This window comes from Actinosynnema sp. NPDC053489, assembly GCF_044544865.1.
In the GTDB taxonomy this organism is placed as follows: Bacteria; Actinomycetota; Actinomycetes; order Mycobacteriales; family Pseudonocardiaceae; genus Actinosynnema.
This window is the reverse complement of record NZ_JBITXT010000008.1, coordinates 399,887-418,280: the sequence shown is the minus strand read 5'-3', so window position 1 is coordinate 418,280 and position 18,394 is coordinate 399,887. Positions and strand designations below refer to the sequence as shown.

At 73.1% G+C, this 18,394-nt stretch carries 17 protein-coding genes and 1 riboswitch; of the genes, 7 read left to right on the top strand and 10 right to left on the bottom strand.

Annotated elements, in window-relative coordinates; genetic code table 11:
- Positions 1-2: 2 nt before the first annotated feature.
- The 7 genes from gcvT to ACIGNX_RS21565 all read right to left on the bottom strand — a co-directional run bounded on the left by gcvT (position 3) and on the right by ACIGNX_RS21565 (position 5,834).
- Positions 3-1,103, bottom strand: a complete 1,101-nt coding sequence (gene gcvT / locus ACIGNX_RS21595) for a glycine cleavage system aminomethyltransferase GcvT (protein WP_396542442.1) — start codon at positions 1,101-1,103, stop codon at positions 3-5.
- Positions 1,104-1,327: 224 nt separating this feature from the next.
- Positions 1,328-1,415, bottom strand: a riboswitch (glycine riboswitch).
- Between the two features lie 63 nt (positions 1,416-1,478).
- The gene (locus ACIGNX_RS21590) at positions 1,479-1,781 is read right to left on the bottom strand and encodes a DUF3817 domain-containing protein (protein WP_396542441.1); all 303 of its coding nucleotides are present in this window, start codon (positions 1,779-1,781) and stop codon (positions 1,479-1,481) included.
- Positions 1,782-1,796: 15 nt separating this feature from the next.
- On the bottom strand, positions 1,797-2,159 hold the full coding sequence (locus ACIGNX_RS21585; protein ID WP_396542440.1) for a hypothetical protein: 363 nt from the start codon (positions 2,157-2,159) through the stop codon (positions 1,797-1,799).
- Positions 2,160-2,267: 108 nt separating this feature from the next.
- The gene (locus ACIGNX_RS21580) at positions 2,268-2,756 is read right to left on the bottom strand and encodes a helix-turn-helix transcriptional regulator (RefSeq protein ID WP_378084746.1); all 489 of its coding nucleotides are present in this window, start codon (positions 2,754-2,756) and stop codon (positions 2,268-2,270) included.
- A 201-nt stretch (positions 2,757-2,957) separates the two neighbouring features.
- Positions 2,958-3,119 carry a hypothetical protein gene (locus ACIGNX_RS21575; protein ID WP_396542439.1) on the bottom strand — a complete coding sequence of 54 codons (162 nt, stop codon included), beginning with the start codon at positions 3,117-3,119 and terminating at the stop codon, positions 2,958-2,960.
- A 442-nt stretch (positions 3,120-3,561) separates the two neighbouring features.
- Positions 3,562-4,686 carry a CaiB/BaiF CoA transferase family protein gene (locus tag ACIGNX_RS21570; protein WP_396542438.1) on the bottom strand — a complete coding sequence of 375 codons (1,125 nt, stop codon included), beginning with the start codon at positions 4,684-4,686 and terminating at the stop codon, positions 3,562-3,564.
- Complete coding sequence (locus ACIGNX_RS21565) at positions 4,686-5,834, bottom strand: acyl-CoA dehydrogenase family protein (RefSeq protein ID WP_396542437.1); 1,149 nt, start codon at positions 5,832-5,834, stop codon at positions 4,686-4,688. The genes ACIGNX_RS21570 and ACIGNX_RS21565 overlap by 1 nt, the downstream gene beginning before the upstream one ends.
- 104 nt (positions 5,835-5,938) lie before the next feature.
- On the opposite strand from ACIGNX_RS21565, the gene ACIGNX_RS21560 reads away from it, so the two are divergent.
- From ACIGNX_RS21560 to ACIGNX_RS21550, 3 genes are read left to right on the top strand one after another with little or no spacing between them, the layout of a single operon-like run.
- Positions 5,939-6,391, top strand: coding sequence for a GNAT family N-acetyltransferase (locus tag ACIGNX_RS21560; RefSeq protein ID WP_396542436.1), 453 nt, complete (start codon positions 5,939-5,941; stop codon positions 6,389-6,391).
- Between the two features lie 56 nt (positions 6,392-6,447).
- Positions 6,448-7,650 carry an acetyl-CoA C-acetyltransferase gene (locus tag ACIGNX_RS21555; RefSeq protein ID WP_396542435.1) on the top strand — a complete coding sequence of 401 codons (1,203 nt, stop codon included), beginning with the start codon at positions 6,448-6,450 and terminating at the stop codon, positions 7,648-7,650.
- On the top strand, positions 7,650-9,713 hold the full coding sequence (locus ACIGNX_RS21550; protein WP_396542434.1) for a 3-hydroxyacyl-CoA dehydrogenase NAD-binding domain-containing protein: 2,064 nt from the start codon (positions 7,650-7,652) through the stop codon (positions 9,711-9,713). Before ACIGNX_RS21555 ends, ACIGNX_RS21550 begins: the two co-directional genes overlap by 1 nt.
- Positions 9,714-9,862: 149 nt before the next feature.
- Here ACIGNX_RS21550 and ACIGNX_RS21545 read toward each other — a convergent pair whose 3' ends face one another.
- The 3 genes from ACIGNX_RS21545 to ACIGNX_RS21535 form a co-directional block, all read right to left on the bottom strand.
- Complete coding sequence (locus tag ACIGNX_RS21545) at positions 9,863-13,213, bottom strand: phosphodiester glycosidase family protein (RefSeq protein ID WP_396542433.1); 3,351 nt, start codon at positions 13,211-13,213, stop codon at positions 9,863-9,865.
- A 115-nt stretch (positions 13,214-13,328) separates the two neighbouring features.
- Positions 13,329-14,321 carry an AraC family transcriptional regulator gene (locus tag ACIGNX_RS21540; protein WP_396542432.1) on the bottom strand — a complete coding sequence of 331 codons (993 nt, stop codon included), beginning with the start codon at positions 14,319-14,321 and terminating at the stop codon, positions 13,329-13,331.
- Positions 14,322-14,584: 263 nt separating this feature from the next.
- On the bottom strand, positions 14,585-15,139 hold the full coding sequence (locus tag ACIGNX_RS21535; RefSeq protein WP_396542431.1) for a DM13 domain-containing protein: 555 nt from the start codon (positions 15,137-15,139) through the stop codon (positions 14,585-14,587).
- 126 nt (positions 15,140-15,265) lie between these two features.
- On the opposite strand from ACIGNX_RS21535, the gene ACIGNX_RS21530 reads away from it, so the two are divergent.
- The 4 genes from ACIGNX_RS21530 (at position 15,266) to ACIGNX_RS21515 (ending at position 18,376) form a co-directional block, all read left to right on the top strand.
- Positions 15,266-15,661: a hypothetical protein gene (locus ACIGNX_RS21530; RefSeq protein ID WP_396542430.1), complete on the top strand. Its 396-nt coding sequence runs from the start codon at positions 15,266-15,268 to the stop codon at positions 15,659-15,661.
- Positions 15,658-16,758: a winged helix DNA-binding domain-containing protein gene (locus ACIGNX_RS21525; RefSeq protein WP_396542429.1), complete on the top strand. Its 1,101-nt coding sequence runs from the start codon at positions 15,658-15,660 to the stop codon at positions 16,756-16,758. Before ACIGNX_RS21530 ends, ACIGNX_RS21525 begins: the two co-directional genes overlap by 4 nt.
- Positions 16,759-16,831: 73 nt before the next feature.
- Complete coding sequence (locus ACIGNX_RS21520; protein ID WP_396542428.1) at positions 16,832-17,215, top strand: hypothetical protein; 384 nt, start codon at positions 16,832-16,834, stop codon at positions 17,213-17,215.
- Positions 17,216-17,293: 78 nt separating this feature from the next.
- A complete protein-coding gene (locus ACIGNX_RS21515; RefSeq protein ID WP_396542427.1) occupies positions 17,294-18,376 on the top strand; it encodes a GNAT family N-acetyltransferase in 1,083 nt (360 codons plus the stop codon).
- Positions 18,377-18,394: the final 18 nt, after the last annotated feature.

The following is an 18,394-nucleotide window of genomic DNA, read 5'->3' as shown; positions in this document are numbered from 1 at the left end:
CCTTAGCTGGTTCGCTTGTAGAAGGGCAGTGCGACGACCTCGACCGGCTCGTGCCTGCCCCGGACGTCCACCGAGAGCGCGGTGCCCGGCTCGGTGCTGCCGACGGCGACGTACGCCATCGCCACCGAGTGGCCGAGCGTGGGCGACAGCGCGCCGCTGGTCACCTCGCCGACCCGGTTGCCCTCGGCGTCGAGCACCGGGTAGCCGTGCCGGGGCGCGCGGCGCGAGGTGGTCTTCAGGCCGACCAGGGCCTCGGTCACGCCCTGCTCGGCCACAGCGGCCAGGGCGTCGCGGCCGACGAAGTCGCCGGGCTTGTCGAGCTTGACCACCCGGCCGAGGTTGGCGTGGTACGGGGTGCGGTCGCGGTTCAGCTCGTTGCCGTACAGCGGCATGCCCGCCTCCAGGCGGAGGGTGTCGCGGCAGCCGAGGCCCGCGGGCCGGAGGTCGTGCGGCTCGCCCGCCTCGATCAGGGCGTGCCAGACGTGGGCGGCGTCGTCCGGGGCGACGAACAGCTCGAAGCCGTCCTCGCCGGTGTAGCCGGTGCGGGCGAGCAGGACCGGCTTGCCCGCGACCTCGGTCGGGTAGGAGGCGTAGTACTTGACCGCGCCCAGGTCGGTGGGGGTGAGGCCGGCGAGGATCGCGGTGGCGTTCGGGCCCTGCACGGCCAGCAGCGCGTAGTCCGCGGACCGGTCCTCGACGGTGGTGTCGAAGCCCTTGGCCCGCTCGACCAGGGCCCGGTGGACGACGTCGGCGTTGGAGGCGTTCGCGACGACGAGGTACTCCTGGTCGCCGGTGCGGTAGACGATCAGGTCGTCGACCACGCCGCCGTCGGCCTCGCAGATCATCGTGTACCGGGCGCGGCCGACGCCGATCGCGGACGCGTGGCCGACCAGGGCGTGGTCCAGGGCGGCGCCCGCCTCCGGCCCGGTGAGCACGATCTCACCCATGTGGGTCAGGTCGAACAGGCCCGCCGACGTGCGCACTGCGTGGTGCTCGGCCAGCTCGCTGTCGTAGCGCAGCGGCATCCGCCAACCCGCGAAGTCGGTGAACATGGCGCCCAGCGCCTCGTGCTCGGCGTGCAGGGGCGTGCGGCGGCTATCCATCAGGCGGGTCCTCCCTGGGTGCGGGCATGCCGAGGTGCCGACCGGTCGGGTCGGCGGGTGGGCACGTCCGAGAGATTCACGAGCGAAAGGATGACACGGCCCATCGGAGACTCCTCGTCGAGTGAGCCTCCCCCTCTGCCATGAGCCTGAGAGCTTCGCCACCGGGTGAGGGCGGCTTGCACCGTGGGCGAGGCGCACCGGGTGCGCCTGCTTTCCAGAGTTGCCTCCGTCGGGCGGTACCTGTGCCTGAGAGATTCCGGGGAGGAGTTGCTCCTTCGGCGCCCCGCTCGGGGGCTCTCCCGCTCGACATCGACGGCCGTGTTCAGTTGGTACCGCCAGACGCTAGGGGTGGGCGGCGGGCGGGGTCAAGCCCGGTCACAGGCCCTTCTCGGCCCGGACGCTCTCGACCACCTTGCGCTCGGCGTAGAACGACACGAACGGGATCGTGCCGGCGAGCAGCACGAGGACCGTGCCCTTGATCGACCAGCGGGCCTTGAGCGCGAGGTCGACGGTGAGCACCAGGTAGACCGCGTAGAGGAAGCCGTGGACCGGGCCGACGACCTGCATCATGCCCTCGGTGCCGCCCGCGTACTTGGCGATCATCGCGACCACGAGCAGCAGCAGGCCGACGCCGACCACGTAAGCCATGAACCGGAACCTGGTCAACGCGCCGCTCATCGCCCTACCTTCGCCTCACCGCTGGTCCCGCGCGTGCAGCTCGGCGAGCATGCGGTTGTAGGCCGCCAGCTCGTCGTCCTCGTCGTGCGCGGGTGCTCTGACGGGCTCAACGGTAACGACCGGCCGCGGCGGCTCGGCCACCGGCTCCGGCGCGGCCTCGGCCTTGCGCCGGGCGTCCAGCCTGCGCAGGCGCCACACCATGAACGCGGGGAAGAGGCCGAACAGGGGCCACTGGAAGACGTAGCCGAGGTTCTGGAAGGTGCCACCGGCCTCGGAGAACCGCTCCCACTGCCAGTAGGCCAGGCCGCAGCAGACGACCAGCGACACGAGGCAGGCGGCCGCGACGGCGAGCCGCTTGGGGGTGAGGAGGCCGGGCACGCCTCAAGGGTACTTCGTGCTGCCCACGGGCCGGGGCTCCCGGCACGGGAGCCCGCCCCTCAACGGTGAGGGCTCCTCGACCGCAGGAGCCCGACCCGACTCGTCGGACTAGGCCACGCCGTCCCGGCGTTGCCTCTGCAGCCTGGCCACGCACCAGGCCGCCGCGCTGCCCCGACGCAGGTGCTGGAGCACCGTCATCGGGCCGAGGCGACGACCGAGGTCGGCGGGCGTGAGCCCGGCCGCCCGGTAGTCCAGAGCGCGCTGGTCCAACGGGCTGATGCCCGCGTCCCACCACAGCTCGGCCTCGGACAGGTCACCCACCAGCTGCCAGTAGCTGGCGGCGGCCGCGAGCAGGACCTCGGGCACCTCGGGCGCCCGCTTCCTCATCGCCGCCACGTACGCGGGGTCCGCGGACTCGACCTTCACCAGGCCGCGGGGCCCGCCATTCGCCCGCTGCACCGGGATGCCCGGAGCGGAGGGCGGGGCTTCCGCGAGCCACGCGTCCTTGATCCGGTTCACCTCCCGCAGCTCGGCGTCGTCCGAGCGCTCAGCCGCCCACTGCCGCAACAGCTCGTCGACTCCGGAGTCCTCGACCATTCTGCCTCCTCATCGGTCGAAGATCAGCCAATGCGACGCACCGTATTAGCGGGTACCGACAACCGCTAGACCCCGGTTTGTCCAAAACCCTGTTACCAGGGCGTTATAGCCCTCATTCCACCCGTACGGTGCAACGCGCCGACCCGGCGGTCACCGTTCGTGACCGCATTCAGCGGGATTCGGCGGACCGCGCCGAGGGCCCTAGGCGAACAGGCTGCGAACGAAGGTGATGATCGACTCCGCTCCGGACTGGAGCCACCCCAGCGCCGTCCGCACCGCCGAGGCGGACTCGTTCGGGCGGGTGATCAGGAGGAACAGCACCAGCGCGACCGCCGCCAGCGTCACCACCTTCTTGAGGTTCACCGATCGGTCTCCGTCCGTGTCGCTGCGCAGGGCGGCCGGGCGCCGCTCCGGTCGTGTCAACGGTCATGGTCCCTCATTCACCCGGATGATGACGGTCGAACCCGCCGCCCTCCCCCGACCGGGCGCCGGAACGCACCGGAACGTCCACACCACCACGCCCGACCGACCTCAGTTGTCACCTGAACGGACTATCAAGGGGACCAGTGGTCCCGCCGATCACCAAGGTACGGGCGCTCGCCCACCCCCCTGGCACGGACACCGAGGTTCAACGACATCGTCATCTCTTCGCCGCCCATCACCTGATTGCGCCGGCTCACGCACCGAGCGTGACAAAGGTCGATGCGGGCTGCCACTCATTTCCGGTCCCCCTTCCGGTGATTTCCCGCGCCCTTTTCCGGACCGATCCGGGGTTGGTGCCGGATCGATCCGGGGCCGGCAGTCCTCAGCCGACGACGCCGGCGGCGCGCAGCGCGGCGACCTCGTCCTCCCCCAGGCCCAGCTCGCCGAGCACCTCGGCGGTGTGCTGCCCGGCGGCGGGCGGCGGGCCCGGCGCGGCGGCGGGCGTGCGGTCGAACCGGGGCGCGGGCGCGGGCTGCGCCACCCCGGCGACCTCGACGAACGTCCCGCGCGCCGCGTTGTGCCCGTTCCGGGGCGCTTCACCGGGCGCCAGCACGGGGGCGAGGCAGGCGTCGGTCCCCTCCGCCAGCGCGGCCCACTCGTCCCTGGTCCGGGTGGCGACGGCGGCGGCGACGCGGGCCCGCAGCTCCGGCCAGTTCGCCGGGTCGTGCCGCGGCGGCAGCCCGGCGTCGGCCAGCCCGAGCAGCGCCAGCAGCTCGGCGTAGAACTTGTCCTCCAACGCGCCGACGCTGACGTACCGGCCGTCGGCCGCCTCGTACACGTCGTAGAACGGCGCGCCGCCGTCGAGCAGGTTCGTGCCGCGCGGGCCGGGCCAGGCGCCGGCGGCCGACATCCCGTGCACGAACGTCGTCAGCAGGGCCGCCCCGTCGACCATGGCCGCGTCCACCACCTGACCGCGCCCGGACCGCTCCCGCTCGTACAGCGCGGCCAGCACGCCCACGGCCAGCAGCAGCCCGCCGCCGCCGAAGTCGCCGAGGAGGTTGAGCGGCACGGTCGGCGGCCCGCCCGCGCGGCCGATCGGCTCCAGCGCGCCCGCCACCGCGATGTAGTTGATGTCGTGCCCGGCGCGGTCGGCCAGCGGCCCGTCCTGGCCCCAGCCGGTCATCCGCCCGTAGACCAGCCGGTGGTTGCGGGCCAGGCACTGGGCCGGGCCGATGCCCAACCGCTCGGCCACGCCCGGCCGGAAGCCCTCGACCAGCACGTCGGCCCGCTCGACCAGCCGCAGCACCAGCTCCGCGCCCTCCGGGCGGCGGACGTCCACGCCGACCGACCGGCGACCCCGGCCGAGCAGGGGCGCCTCCGTGCCGCCGCCGACGCGGTCCACCCGCACCACCGACGCGCCCAGGTCGGCCAGCACCATGCAGCCGAACGGCGCGGGCGCGAGGCCGGCCAGCTCGACGACCCGCAACCCCTCCAGCGGCCCCGGCACTAGAGGGACCTCGCGATGATTTCCTTCATGATCTCGTTCGTCCCGCCGTAGATCTTCTGCACCCGCGCGTCCGCCCACGCGCGCGCGATCGGGTACTCGGCCATGTAGCCGTAGCCGCCGAACAGCTGCACGCACTCGTCCACGACCCGGCACAGCCGGTCGGTGGCCCACCACTTGGCCATCGCCGCGGTGGGCACGTCGAGGCGGCCCGCCAGGTGGTCCTGCACGCACTGGTCGACGAACGCCCTGCTCACGCGGGCCTCGGTGGCGCACTCGGCGAGCTTGAACCGGGTGTTCTGGAACTTGATCAGCTCCCGGCCGAACGCCGTGCGGTCCTTGACGTAGGCCAGGGTGAGGTCCACCGCCGCCTCGATGCCCGCGACCGAGGCCACCGCGATGATCAGCCGCTCCTGCGGCAGCTGCTGCATGAGCTGGATGAACCCCTGGCCCTCGCCGGTGCCCAGCAGGTTCGCCGCGGGCACCCGGACGTCGTCGAAGAACAGCTCGGCGGTGTCCTGGCCGTGCATCCCGAGCTTGTCCAGCACCCGGCCGCGGCGGAAGCCGGGCGCCCGGTCGGTCTCCACGACGAGCAGCGAGATGCCCGTCGCGCCCTGGCCCGGGTCGGTCTTGGCGACCACGATCACCAGGTCGGCCTGCGCGCCGTTGGTGATGAAGGTCTTGGAGCCCGACAGCACGTACTCGTCACCGCGCCGCAGCGCCCGCGTCCTGACGTTCTGGAGGTCGGAGCCGCCGCCGGGCTCGGACATGGCGATCGCGCCGACGTACTCGCCCGACGCGAGCTTCGGCAGCCACCGCCGCTTCTGCTCCTCGGTGCCGTAGGCGTTGATGTAGTGGGCGACGATCCCGCTGTGCACGCTGTTGCCCCACGCGCTGTCCCCGCAGCGGGCCTGCTCCTCCAGCAGCACCGCCTCGTGCGCGAACGTGCCGCCGCCACCGCCGTACTCCTCGGGGATGGACAGGCAGAGCAGGCCCACCTCGCCCGCCTTGGTCCAGAAGTCGCGGTCCACCTGCTTCTGGGCGGCCCAGCGCTCCTGGTTGGGCACCACTTCCCGGTCGAAGAACGTCCGGGCCAGCTCGCGCAGCTGGTCCAGGTCCTCGGTCATCCACGCGGAACGGCGAGTCGGCATGGCACCGACGGTCCCACCGGCGGGGGCGGACCGCCATGACCGGTGCGCGCCAGAGTGGCCGGTGATCGTGAGCGGATCGGTCAGGGTTGCGGAACACTGGGCGCATGCGACTGCGGCGGCTCGGGCCCGCGGACTGGGCCACCTGGCGCGACATCCGGCTCACCGCGCTGAACAGCGACCCCGGCGCGTTCGGCGCCACGCTCGCCGTCGAGGGGAAGTTCGACGAGGCCCGGTGGCGGGAGCAGCTGTCGCCCGACAAGGGCGTGTGGGTGATCGCCGAGGACCCGGAGCCCGTGGGCCTCGTGGCCGGGGTGCCGCAGGAAGCGCACTCGGACGTGCTGTACCTGTACTCCATGTGGGTCAAGCCCGAGTTCCGGCGGCGCGGCATCGGCGAGGCGCTGGTCACCGACGTGCTCGCGTGGGCCCGGGAGCACGGGTGGTCGAAGGTGCGGCTGCGGGTGTTCCGGGGCAACGCGACCGCGCGTCGGCTGTACGAGCGGCTGGGGTTCGCCGGTGAGGGCGAGACCATGGAGCACCCGCTCGTGCCGGTGAGCTAATAAGTCACCCCGCGCGGTCATGGGCAGCCGACGGCGGGGTGCCTACCGTTGAGTACATGAGCGAAGCCTTGATCTTCGACGCGGTGCGGACACCGCGTGGCAGGGGAAAGCGCGGATCGCTGCACAGCGTCAAGCCGATCACCCTGGCCTCCGGGGTGCTCGCGGCGCTGGCGCGGCGCAACGACCTCGACACCTCCGCGGTGGACGACGTCGTGTTCGGCGTCGTGTCGCCGGTCGGCGAGCAGGGCGCGGACATCGCCCGCACCGCCGTGCTGGCGGCGGGCTGGGACCTGCGGCCCGCCGGCGTGCAGCTCAACCGGTTCTGCGCCTCGGGCCTGGAGTCGGTGAACCTGGCCGCGGCGAAGGTCGCGTCCGGCTTCGAGGACCTGGTCGTGGCCGGTGGCGTCGAGTCGATGTCCCGGGTGCCCATGGGGTCCGACGGCGGCGCGTGGATGGCCGACCCGGAGACCAACATGGCGGTCAACTTCGTGCCGCAGGGCGTGAGCGCGGACCTCATCGCCACGCTGGAGGGGTTCAGCCGCGAGGACGTGGACGCCTACGCGCTGCGGTCGCAGCAGCGGGCGACGCTGGCCCGTGACAAGGGGTGGTTCGACCGGTCGCTGGTGGCCGTGGTCGACCAGAACGGCTCCGTCGTGCTCGACCACGACGAGGCGATCCGCCCCGAGACGACGATGGAGGCGCTGGGCAGGCTCAAGCCGAGCTTCGCGTTCCACGGCGACCTGGGCTTCGACGCCGTGGCCATCGACCGCTACCCGACCGTGGAGCGCATCGACCACGTCCACACGCCGGGCAACTCGTCGCAGATCGTGGACGGCGCGGCGGCGATGCTCATCGGCAGCGACCGCGTCGGCCGCGAGCTGGGCCTCACGCCCCGCGCCCGGATCGTCTCGACCGCCGTCGTCGGCACCGAGCCGACGATCATGCTCACCGGTCCCGCGCCCGCCGCCCGCAAGGCGCTGGACCGGGCCCGGCTCACCGTCGAGGACATCGACCTGTTCGAGATCAACGAGGCGTTCTCGTCGGTGGTGCTGAAGTTCCAGCGGGAGCTGGACCTGCCCGACGACAAGGTCAACGTCAACGGCGGCGCGATCGCCATGGGTCACCCGCTCGGCGCGACCGGCTGCATGATCCTGGGCACCCTGCTCGACGAGCTGGAGCGCCGGGACCTGCGGCGCGGTCTGGCCACGCTGTGCGTGGGCGGCGGCATGGGCATCGCGACGATCATCGAGAGGGTCTGATGGCTATCCACTTCGAGCGGGACGACGAGGGGATCGTCACCCTCACGATGGACATGTCCGGCTCGGCGAACGTGATGAACGCCGAGTACCACAAGGACATGGGCGAGGCGGTCACCCGGCTGGAGGAGTCGCGCGACGACATCACCGGCGTGGTGCTCACGTCCGCGAAGAAGACGTTCTTCGCCGGTGGCGACCTCAACGTGCTGATCCGGATCACGCCCGAGAACGCCGCCGAGGCGCTCGGGTTCCTGGAGGAGATCAAGGGCCAGCTGCGGCGGTTGGAGCTGCTGGGCAAGCCGGTGGTCGCGGCCGTCAACGGCAGCGCGCTCGGCGGCGGGCTGGAGATCGCGCTGGCCTGCCACCACCGGGTCGTGCTGGACGACGACCGGATCAGGCTCGGCCTGCCCGAGGTGACCCTCGGCCTGCTGCCCGGCGGTGGCGGCGTGACCCGGATGGTGCGGCTGCTGGGCGTGCAGCCGGCGTTGCCGCTGCTGATGGAAGGCAAGCAGCTGCGGCCCGCGCGGGCGTTGCAGGCGGGGATCGTGCACGAGCTGGCGTCCTCGCCCGAGGAGCTGATCGCCAAGGCGCGGGCGTGGATCAAGGCCAACCCGTCGCCGCAGCAGCCGTGGGACGTGCCCGGGTACGCGGTGCCCGACGTGCGGGTCGGGGACCCGAACCTGTACGGGCTGCTGGCCGCCGCGCCGGCCGTGCTGCGGAAGAAGACGCACGGCGTGTTCCCCGCGCCGGAGAAGGTGCTGGCCGCCGCCGTCGAGGGCGCGCTCGTGGACTTCGACACCGCGCTGGAGGTCGAGGCGCGGTACTTCGTGGAGCTGGCCGCGGGCCAGGTCTCCAAGAACATGATCAACACGTTCTGGTTCCAGCTGAACGAGATCAACGCCGGTGGGTCGCGGCCGTCCGGGGTCGAGCGGTCGACCGTGGCCAAGGTGGGCGTGCTCGGCGCGGGCATGATGGGCGCGGGCATCGCCGAGGTCACCGCCAAGGCGGGCGTCGAGGTCGTGCTGAAGGACGTGACGCTGGAGGCGGCGCGGCGGGGCGCGGGCGACACGCCGGGCATCACGCCGACCGACTCCGACGCCGACCTCGCGGGCTGCGACCTGGTGATCGAGGCGGTGTTCGAGAACCGGGAGCTGAAGAACCGGGTGCTGCCCGCGGCGGAGTCGGCCGCGCTGCCGGACGCCGTGATCGCGTCGAACACCTCCACGCTGCCGATCACCGGGCTGGCGTCGGCGGTGGCGGACCCGTCGCGGTTCATCGGGCTGCACTTCTTCTCGCCGGTGCCGAAGATGCGGCTGGTGGAGATCATCCGCGGGGAGAAGACGTCGGACGAGACGCTGGCGCGGGCGTTCGACTACGTGCTGCGGATCGGCAAGACGCCGATCGTGGTGAACGACAGCCGGGGCTTCTACACGTCCCGGACGTTCGGCACGTACGTGACCGAGGCCGTGTCGATGGTGGCCGAGGGCGTGTCGCCCGCGTTGATCGAGAACGTGGCCCGCCGGGCGGGCATGGCCGTGGGGCCGCTGGCGGTGTCGGACGAGGTGACGTTGACGTTGCAGCTCAAGATCCGGGACCAAGCGCTGGCCGACGACCCGACCGCGTCCGGCGCGCTGGCCGACCACCCGGCGTTCCGCGTGCTGGAGGAGCTGGTCGCGGAGGGCCGGCCGGGCAAGTCCGGTGGCGCGGGGTTCTACGAGTACCCGGAGGGCGGGCGGAAGTTCCTGTGGCCGGGGCTGGCGCGGTACGCGCGGGCCGACGCGGGCGTGACGGAGCAGGACGTCGAGGACCGGTTGCTGTTCATCCAGTCGTTGGAGTCGGTGCGGTGCCTGGACGAGGGCGTGCTGACGTCGGTGGGTGACGCGAACGTGGGCAGCGTGTTCGGCTTCGGGTTCGCGCCGTGGAGCGGGGGCACCGTCCAGTTCATCAACTCCTACGGCCTGACCGAGTTCCTGGAGCGGGCCGACTACCTGGCCGACACCTACGGCGAGCGCTTCCGCCCCCCGACCTCCCTGCGCGAGCGCGCCACCACCGACACCCCCTACTGACCCGCGAGAGTCCTACGTCCAGACGTCGAGAGTCCTACGTTCAGAGCACATGAGTTCAACGCTCAGGACAGGACAGACCTGTGCTGAGCGTTGAACTCGGGGTGCCTGAACGTAGGACTCTCGCGGCGCGAACGTAGGACTCTCGCGGGTCAGAGGGTGGTGACGGTGGTTTCGGTGGTGGTGGCGTTGACGGTCACGGAGAGGGTGGTGGTGGCACGGCGCAGGGCGGTGAACGCGCCGGTGGTCGGGTCCAGCCAGGCGGCGTGCCAGGGGCGCACGCCCGAGCGGTCGCCCACGTGCAGGTTCGGCGAACCCCGCCAGTCGGCCGTCACGGGGTAGGCCACGGGCACCTGCCGGGAACCCTGGGTCACGGTCGCCGTCACGATCGCCTGATCACCCACGCGGACGGTGGGTGGCGCGGTGAGCGTCAACCCGTCCACGTGCGGGCGGACCTCGGCGGCCAGCCAGGCGTCGCCGCGCCCCGGGTCCACGCCCAGCATGGTCCAGCCGGTGAAGCCGCCCCGGCCCGCCTCACCCGCCGGTGCCTTGCCCGAGTTGCCGTTCACCAGGTACGGCACGCCGTCCACCCGCGAGGCGTGGAACAGGCCCACGTGCGCCCCGATGAACGCCGCGCCCTTGCCCGTCCCACGCCGGAACCCCGCCAGCCAGTCCTCCACCACGTCCGCCTCCAGCCGGTCGGACAACTGGCTGGCCCTGGTCGGCGTCGGGTCGCGCGTTGGGTGGTGCTCCACCACCACCACCGAGTTCACCGCCCCGTGGTCGCGCAACGCCTCGCGCAGCATCACGGCCTGGTCGAACCCACCGCCGCGCACGGTCCCGCTGGACGAGTCCAGCAGCACGAACCGCGTGCCCCTGTGGTCGAACACCCGGTTGGTCGCCCCGAACTCGCGCCGGAAGTTCTCGACCGTCCCCGGCCCCATGATCTCGTGGTTGCCCGGCACGTAGTACCAGGGCAGCTCGTCGCCCAGCTCCTCGGTCAGCACCCGGTGCGCCAGCGCCAGGTCCGCCGGCGACGCCTCGTCCACGAAGTCGCCGTTGACGACCACGAAGTCCGGCCGCTGCGCCTTGATCTCGCGCAACGTCCGCCGCGCCGCCCGCACCAGCCCGCTGTCGGGGTCGCGCGCCACGAACTGGGCGTCCGACATCACCGCGAACCGCCACGGCCGGTCGGCCACCGTGCCGTCCTGCACGACGAACGGGTCGGCGGGCTCCGCCACGACGGGCAGCTCCACCGCGGGCGGCACCTTGGCCACGATGTCGTCCACGACCACCTCGCCGGTGTACTGCCGGTCCGCCTTGGTCTCGATCGTGTAGAACCTGTTCACCCGCAGGGGGAACGCGAGCTCCGCCGGCACCGGGACTTCGAGGTACCGCCACCCCGTCCAGGTGATGTACGGCCCGTAGAGGGACCGGCTCAACCCCGACGAGTCCGTGACGGTGAACGCGGTCCACTCGCCGCGCCCGTGCCCGTACACCCACGCGCCCAGGGCCAACGGCTGCCCGGGCACCTCGATCGGCCGCGGCGGGATCGCGTAGGCCGTCCGCGTGCCGGTCGACCGGGAGAAGTCGTACGACATCCGCAGGCCCGCGCCGGTGCGCCCCTCGGGCACCGGCGCGACGGACCCGGAGCCGCGCGCCGACCCGAACGTCCACGCCGCGCCGTCGTCGAAGCCGGCGAGCAGCCGCTCCTCCAGCCCCACGGTCACGGGCACGCGCACCACGTGCGACCCGACCGAGGCCACGACCGTCGTCGCACCGGCCCGCAGCGCGGTCACGCGCAGGTCGCCGTTCGGGCCGGGCGCGACGTCGACCACCGACCGGTCGTAGTCCAGCGCCAGGTCCGCCGGCTCGACCGGCGCGGTGAAGCCGTCGGCGTCCCGTCCGACCACGCCGACCGCGTCCGTGCCGCCGACCTCGGGCAGGCTCACCCGGTTGGTGGTCGCCGACAGCCCCGCCAACGCGCCCAGCACCGTCAACGACACCTCGCCGGACACGCCACCGCGGTGCGCCACGGCCTTCGTGGCACCCGGCCGCACGCCCCGGAACACGCCGTCCCGGTCGACCCGGCCCACGTCGGCACGCGTGGTGCGCCAGAGGTGTGCGTCGTCGCGGGCCGGGCCGTACGTCTCGTCGTAGCCGTCGGCCACGAGCCGCCGGGTCAGGCCGGGGAACACGCGGTCCGGGTGGCCGCCGGGCACGGTGTCCGAGCCGGGGGCGGCGCGCGGGTCGATCGCCGTGCGCACCCAGAACCCGGTCAGCGCCCCGCTGCCGGCCGGCGCGTGCAGGGCGAGCCCGTTGGGCACCGGCCGCTCGCCGCCGTCGGACGGGGTGTTCTCCACCAGCGGGGCCTCCGCGCCGGGCGTGCGGGCCAGCAGGGTGGACGAGCCGCCGCCGTCGAGGTTGAGCGCGTTGTGCGCGCCCATCTCCTTGAGGATCGCGGCGACGTCCTGGAGGTTCAGGCCGAGCAGGTACGCGCCCTGCCTGCCGTCGACGGTGAGCAGGAACATCCTCCTGCCGTCGGCGGAGAACCCGACCGCGGTGCGCGGGTGCAGCGGGTCGGCGGGCGCGACGACCTCGCCGTCTTTCAGCAGCAGTTGGTTGCCGCCGATCGCGGTCCGCAGGGCGCTGCCGTCGTCGGCCTTCGTGGTGTGCTCCACGGCGACCCGCTCCCCCACGGCCAGCGCGGCGAGCGCGTCGGCGCCCGCTTCCCGGCCGACGAGCACCTGGCCGTCGGCGGGGATCGGGTCGTCGCCCGCGCGGTCGCGGCGTTCGGCCACCACGCCGGCGCGCACCACGACCTCGGTCACGCGGGACGCGCCGGTCACCGCCCGAGCCCGGCTGTAGGAACCCCAGACCGGGTCGAACAGGCCCACGCCACCGGGGGCGATGTCGGCGCTGTTGAGCTGGTCGAGGCGGATCGGGTCGCCCTCCTCCCGGGTGATCCGGCCGTCGAAGAGGATCTCCATGACCCGGCCGACGCCCGCCGCGTCGAGGCCGACCGCGCGGCGGTGCCCGGCGGCGGGCGACTTGACCGTGCGGCCGTCCTGGACGCCGACGCCCTGCGGGGCGTTGGAGTTGTTGATGTCGAAGAAGTCGCCGTTGACGGCGGCGACGGCGCGCGTCCGCCCGGCCTGGGCGGACAGCGGTTCGGCGGTGGTCACGTGGCCGGGGTGCAGGTAGTCGACCTCCGTGCCGGCGGTGAGGTCGACGGTGAGCGCGTCGCCGCGGATCCAGCCGCCCGCGCCGCCCGGCTCGTACCAGTCGAAGGAGTCGAGCGTGACGCCCGGCGCGACCGGTCGGGTGGTGCGGGAGGTCTCGATGCGGCGGGCCGGGTCGACGGCCGGCGCGACGGCGACGCCGGGCAGGTCCACCACGGGTGGGGCGGCGGTGGGCGGGGCGGTGGCGTGGGCCGTCGGGGTGGTGGCGAGGGCGAGTGCCAGCGCGGTGGCCAGGGTGGTCGGGCGTGGGCGTGGGAACACGAGGACTCCCGCGGGGTGGGTGAGGAAGTTACGCGATTTCAGTCCACCGTGTTACCGATTCGCCGGACACGGCCGTTCGGCCGCCTTCTCCGAACCGATCGGCCCCACCGCGGGGTCAGCCGCCGGCACCGCCCCGATACGTGCCGGGGCTCGTGCCCGTCCACCGCTTGAACGCGCGGTGGAACGCGCTGGCCTCCGAGAAGCCCAGCCGCAGCGCCAGCTCCTCCACCGACTCGCCGCCGCGCACCAGGCTCGCCACCGCCTGGTCGCGCAGCAGCTGCTCGCGCACCTCGCGGAACGACGTGCCCTCGGCCGCGAGCTTGCGGCGCAGCGTCGGTGCGCTCACCCCCAGCCGCGCGGCCACGTTGTCCAGCCCCACGACGCCCCCGCCGAGCATCCGCCGCACCTGGCTGGACGCGTCCGCGCCGTAATCGCGCCGGGACAGCAGTTCCGCCGGGGAATTGCGCAGGAACCGCCTCAATGCGGCTTCGTCCTGCACCACGGGCATGCGCAGGAATCGCGCGTCGAAAGTCAACGTGGTCGTGGGTGCGGAAAACCGCAGCGGAGCCCCGAAGATCAGGTGGTATTCCGCGCCGTGCGGCGGCTCGGGATAGGCCAGGTCGACCCCCCGCAGCGGTATCCGCCGCCCGATGAGCCACGACGAGAACCGGTGCCACAGCACCAGCAGCGACTCGACCAGGAACCGGTCCGGATCGTCCACCCCCGCGGCCGAGAGGGTGAACGCGGCCATGCCGTCCCGCTCGCCCAGCGTCATCGCCGGCCGCACGTCGAACAACCCGTAGAACGCCAGACCGCGGCGCAGCGCGTCCTCCAGCGAGGCGCAGTGCACCGCCAGCAGGCACATCGTCGGGAACGTCCCGCGCTTGCTCGGCCGCGGCCCCAGGCCCATGAACTCGTCGTCCAGCGCGTCCCACAAAGCCTGGACGAGCCTGGTGTACTGGGCGGGAGTGACGCGGGCGCGCTCGTCGGCCAGCAGCGCTTCACCGATGCCCGCCGCCGCGAGGAGGCCGGCGACGTCGTGACCGCGCCGCACCGCGCCGCGCAACGCGGCGTTGACGTAGTGGATGGCGATGGTCCTGGTGAGCATCACTCACAGTGTGCAGCACGGTCGGGCGGCACGGTCGGACGGCAGCCGTGAGCGGCGGCGCGGAACGGGGAGAGAAAGCGCCGCGCCGCCGCCAACGGTTGGCCCACCCCAGTGAGCCGGCTCCTCGTCGGTGGGGCATCCGCCCGCCCACCCACGAGGGACGTTGTGGTGCCCACCACTGTATGTGGTCTAGACCACATATGTCAATACCGCGGAAAGGCCATATCCGGTCCAGGCCACTCGGCATTTGTTCCGCGTATGTGTCACTGCTGTTGCAGCGGCGCTACCGCGAAACCGGCGGAAAACCTCTTGCACCAGATCACGACGCTGCGAACGGTCTTGAGGTCGACCTCCGCCGGCACCGGGTAGACCTGGTTGCCGCGATTGCCCCGCAGTTCACCCAGGTTCGTGAAACCGGAGCCGAACGCGGCCTCGGGGGAATCCGACGGCTTGTCCGACAGGTACACGTGCAGGTCCGGCCCGTCGCTGGTCTCCAGCGCCTCGAACTGCACCGCGTGCCCGCCCCCGGGCAACCGGACCAGCGTCGCGGTCCCGGTCGTCTCGTGCTCCAGCGACCGGAACGGCCCGGACGCCAGCGCGACCGGTCCCACGGGCGTCGTCGTGACCGCGGGACCGGTCGTCGTGACCACCGTCGTCGTGACCGCCTGCGTGGTCGCCGACGTCGGCCCCGGGAGCAGCAACTGCTCGTCGACGGTCCGCTCGGTCACCAACCGCCACGGCTGGAACAGGTAGAGCCCCACCACCAGGGCCACCGCCAGCACGCCGGCCACCCCGAGCACCACGACCCGCTTGGACATCCCACGACCTTCCGCACCCGTGCCGAACACCACGGACAACTCTGGTCGAACCGGGCGCCCCGCGGCACGCGAAACCCGATTACGAAGTTCTGACGTCCGCGCGGCCCGCGTTGTTAGGGTCGCCGCGTGGGTGAACGGACCGGGTTGGCGATCGTGTGCGCGCTCATGCTGGGCTGCGCCGCGTTCGGCCCGTTCCCGCACCCCGTGCCGCTGCTGTTCGCGATCGCCGCGGTGGGCGCGGCCAACGCCGCGTTCCCGCTGATGCGCACGTTCGGGTCCGCCCTGCTGGGCGGGGTCGCGGCGGCGAGCATCGGGCTGGCCCCCGTCCCGTTCGTGACGTGCTCCTCGGACAAGTTCACCGACGTGTTCACCTGCACGGGAGACGCGCCGACCTGGCACATGACCGGGGCGGTGCTCGTGGCCGGGCTGTCCGGCGCGGGTCTCGTGCTGGCCCGCGTCATGGGCACCGCAGTGCTGGAGCGCAGGCTCACGGCCGAGTCGACGCGCGGTGGGCGCCGGTGAGCCTCACCTGGCGGCAGGTCGCGGCCTGGCGCACCCGGCGGCACTGCCTGGACGCCCGGCGACCGGCCGGCGAGGCCCTCGACGTCGTGTCGCGGCTGTGCGGGCTGCACGCGCAGCTCATGTCGTCGGCCGAGGACACGCTGCGCGCCCGCGTCGACGGGCTCGCCGAGGACGCCGTCGCACGCGCCCTGTGGACCGACCGGGCGCTGGTCAAGACGTGGTCGATGCGCGGGACGCTGCACCTGCTGCCCGCCGCCGAGTACCCGCTGTGGCAGGCCGGGTTCGCCACGTACCGGCACTACCTCAAGCCCGTGTGGCTGCGGAACTTCCACGTCACCGCCGAGGAGCTGACCGCGCTGGTCGACGCGGTCGGCGAGGTGCTGCACGACCGCCTGCTGACGCGCGCCGAGCTGGCCGACGAGGTCGCCGCGCGCACGTCGGCGCACCTGGGCGGGAAGCTGCGGGAGAGCTGGGGCGCCCACCTCAAGCCCGCGTCGTTCCGGGGCAGGCTCGTGTTCGGGCCCGGCGAGGGGCAGCTCGTCCGGTTCACGAACCCGCGCACGTGGCTGGGGTTCGAGGAGCGGGCGGCCGACGGCGCGGTCGAGGAGGTCGCGCTGCGGTTCCTCGCCCAGCAGGGGCCCGCGACCAGGGAGGACTTCGCGCGCTGGTGGGGCGTGAGCCCGGCCGACGGCGGGCGGGTGATCAAGGCCCTGGGCGAGCGGGTCGTGCCGGTGGACGTCGAGGGCGTGCCGCACTGGGTGCGCGCGGAGGACGTCGAGGGCCTGCGCGAGGCGGAGCCCGTGCGAACCGTGCGACTGCTGCCGGCGTTCGACCAGTACGTCGTCGCGGCGACGCGCCACGCCACTCACCTCCTCGATGGAGGGTCACTCGACAAGGTGTACCGACCGCAGGGATGGCTGTCGCCGGTACTTCTGGTGGACGGGATGCTGGCCGGGGTGTGGTCGCGGGAACGCCGGGGCGGCCGGGTGGTCGTCACCCTGGAGCCGTTCCGCTCGTTGTCCGCAGCGGTGCGGAAAGCCGTGCTCAACGAGGTGGACCGGATACCCGATCGGGTCGAGGTGCACTGGGTCGGGTGAGACCGCCTCGGTGGGCTGTACTGTTCAGCCGCATACCGTTACGCCACAAGTACGTTCGGTCAGGAGGCTTGCTGTGCGGGTGCTGTGGGCCACGTGCGGCTTGGCCGTGGCGGCTTCGGCGCTGGTCGGTGTCCTCATCGGTGTGTACATCGACGGGGTGAACGACGAGCAGCAGGCCGATACCCCCGCCTCGACCTGGATCACCGGCAGGTCCTCGACCGCCGGCAGCACCACCACGTCGTCCAGCGCGATCACCACCGACGCCGTCTCCGCGGCACCGCGCTCGACCACCGCGGTCCGGACCACCACGACGACGCCACCACCGGCCGTGCCGCCGCCACCGCCGGAGACGACGACCGTCGCCCCTCCCCCGACGACCACGACCACGAAGGTCAAGAGCACCGAGTGGCCGTGCAGCCCGATCAACCCGCTGCCGCCGCCGCACTGCCGGGACTGAGGGGCGCACGGGTCGTTCCTCACGTCGCCGAAACTCCCGCGTCCCCGCGCGGCAACGTGGGGCCAGCAGCCTGGTCGCATGGACACCACACCGAAGACCTGGCGACTGCGCGTGGAGTTGGACGACAGCCCCGGTGCCCTGGCTCGGGTGACCATCCGGCTGGCCGAGCGGGACTGCAACGTGCTGGCGCTGTCCGTCATCCCCGTGCCCGGCGGCGTGCTCGACGAGCTGGTGGTCCGGGCCGCGCCCGGCCTGCTGCCCGCCGACCTGGTCGCGGCGGTGCGGGCGGAGGGCGGCCGGTGCGTCGGCATCACGCCCGCGGACCTGCGCGACCTGGTCGACGCGCCCACGGCGGCGTTGCGCGCGGCCGCCCTCGCGCTGCGCGACCCCGACGCGATCGGCGAGGCCCTGCGGACCGTGCTGGGCGCGGACTCGGTCGTGCTCGCCGACCACGCACCCCGGCCGGCGGAGGAGGGGTCGCGGACGGCCGACTTCCCGGCGACGCCGGGGTCCTACGCGGCCCGGCGGGGCTGGGCCCCGTTCACGCAGGTCGAGCTGGCCCGCGGGCAGGCGTTGATCGACCTGCTGTCCGCCGACGGCCCGGTCGCGCCCCAGCCGACCGCGCTGCTGACCGACGACGGCATGGCGCTGGTGCTGCGGCCCGGTCGCGCGGGCGACGAGGACGCCGTCGCCGAGCTGCACTCGCGCTGCTCGATGGGCACGCTGTTCAGCCGGTACCACGCAGGCGTGCGGACCGTGCCCCGGCGGTGGCTGCACCGGCTGCTCAGCCCGCCGCGCGGCACCACGTCCGTGGCGCAGTGCGCCGATCGGGTGGTCGCGATCGGCCAGCTCATCCCCCTGTCCACTCCGGACAGCGCCGAGGTGTCGCTGCTGGTGGAGGACGGGTGGCAGGGCCGGGGCGTGGGCACCGCGCTGCTCGGGGCGCTGGCCCGCGCGGCCCGGGCGGACGGTCGGCGCGAGCTGGTCGGCTGGTGCCTGCCCGCCGAGACCGGCCTGCTCCGCACCGCCGCCCGCGCCGGGCTGCCGACCTCGGTGCGCCGCGAGGACGGGCTGCTGCGGGTGTCGATCGCCACCGGCGGCCGGGGCGTCCCCGGTCCGGGTCGCCTTGGGAGCGCTTCCCGGCAGGTCGCGTCCGGCTAAGCTGGGATCGCAGGCCGA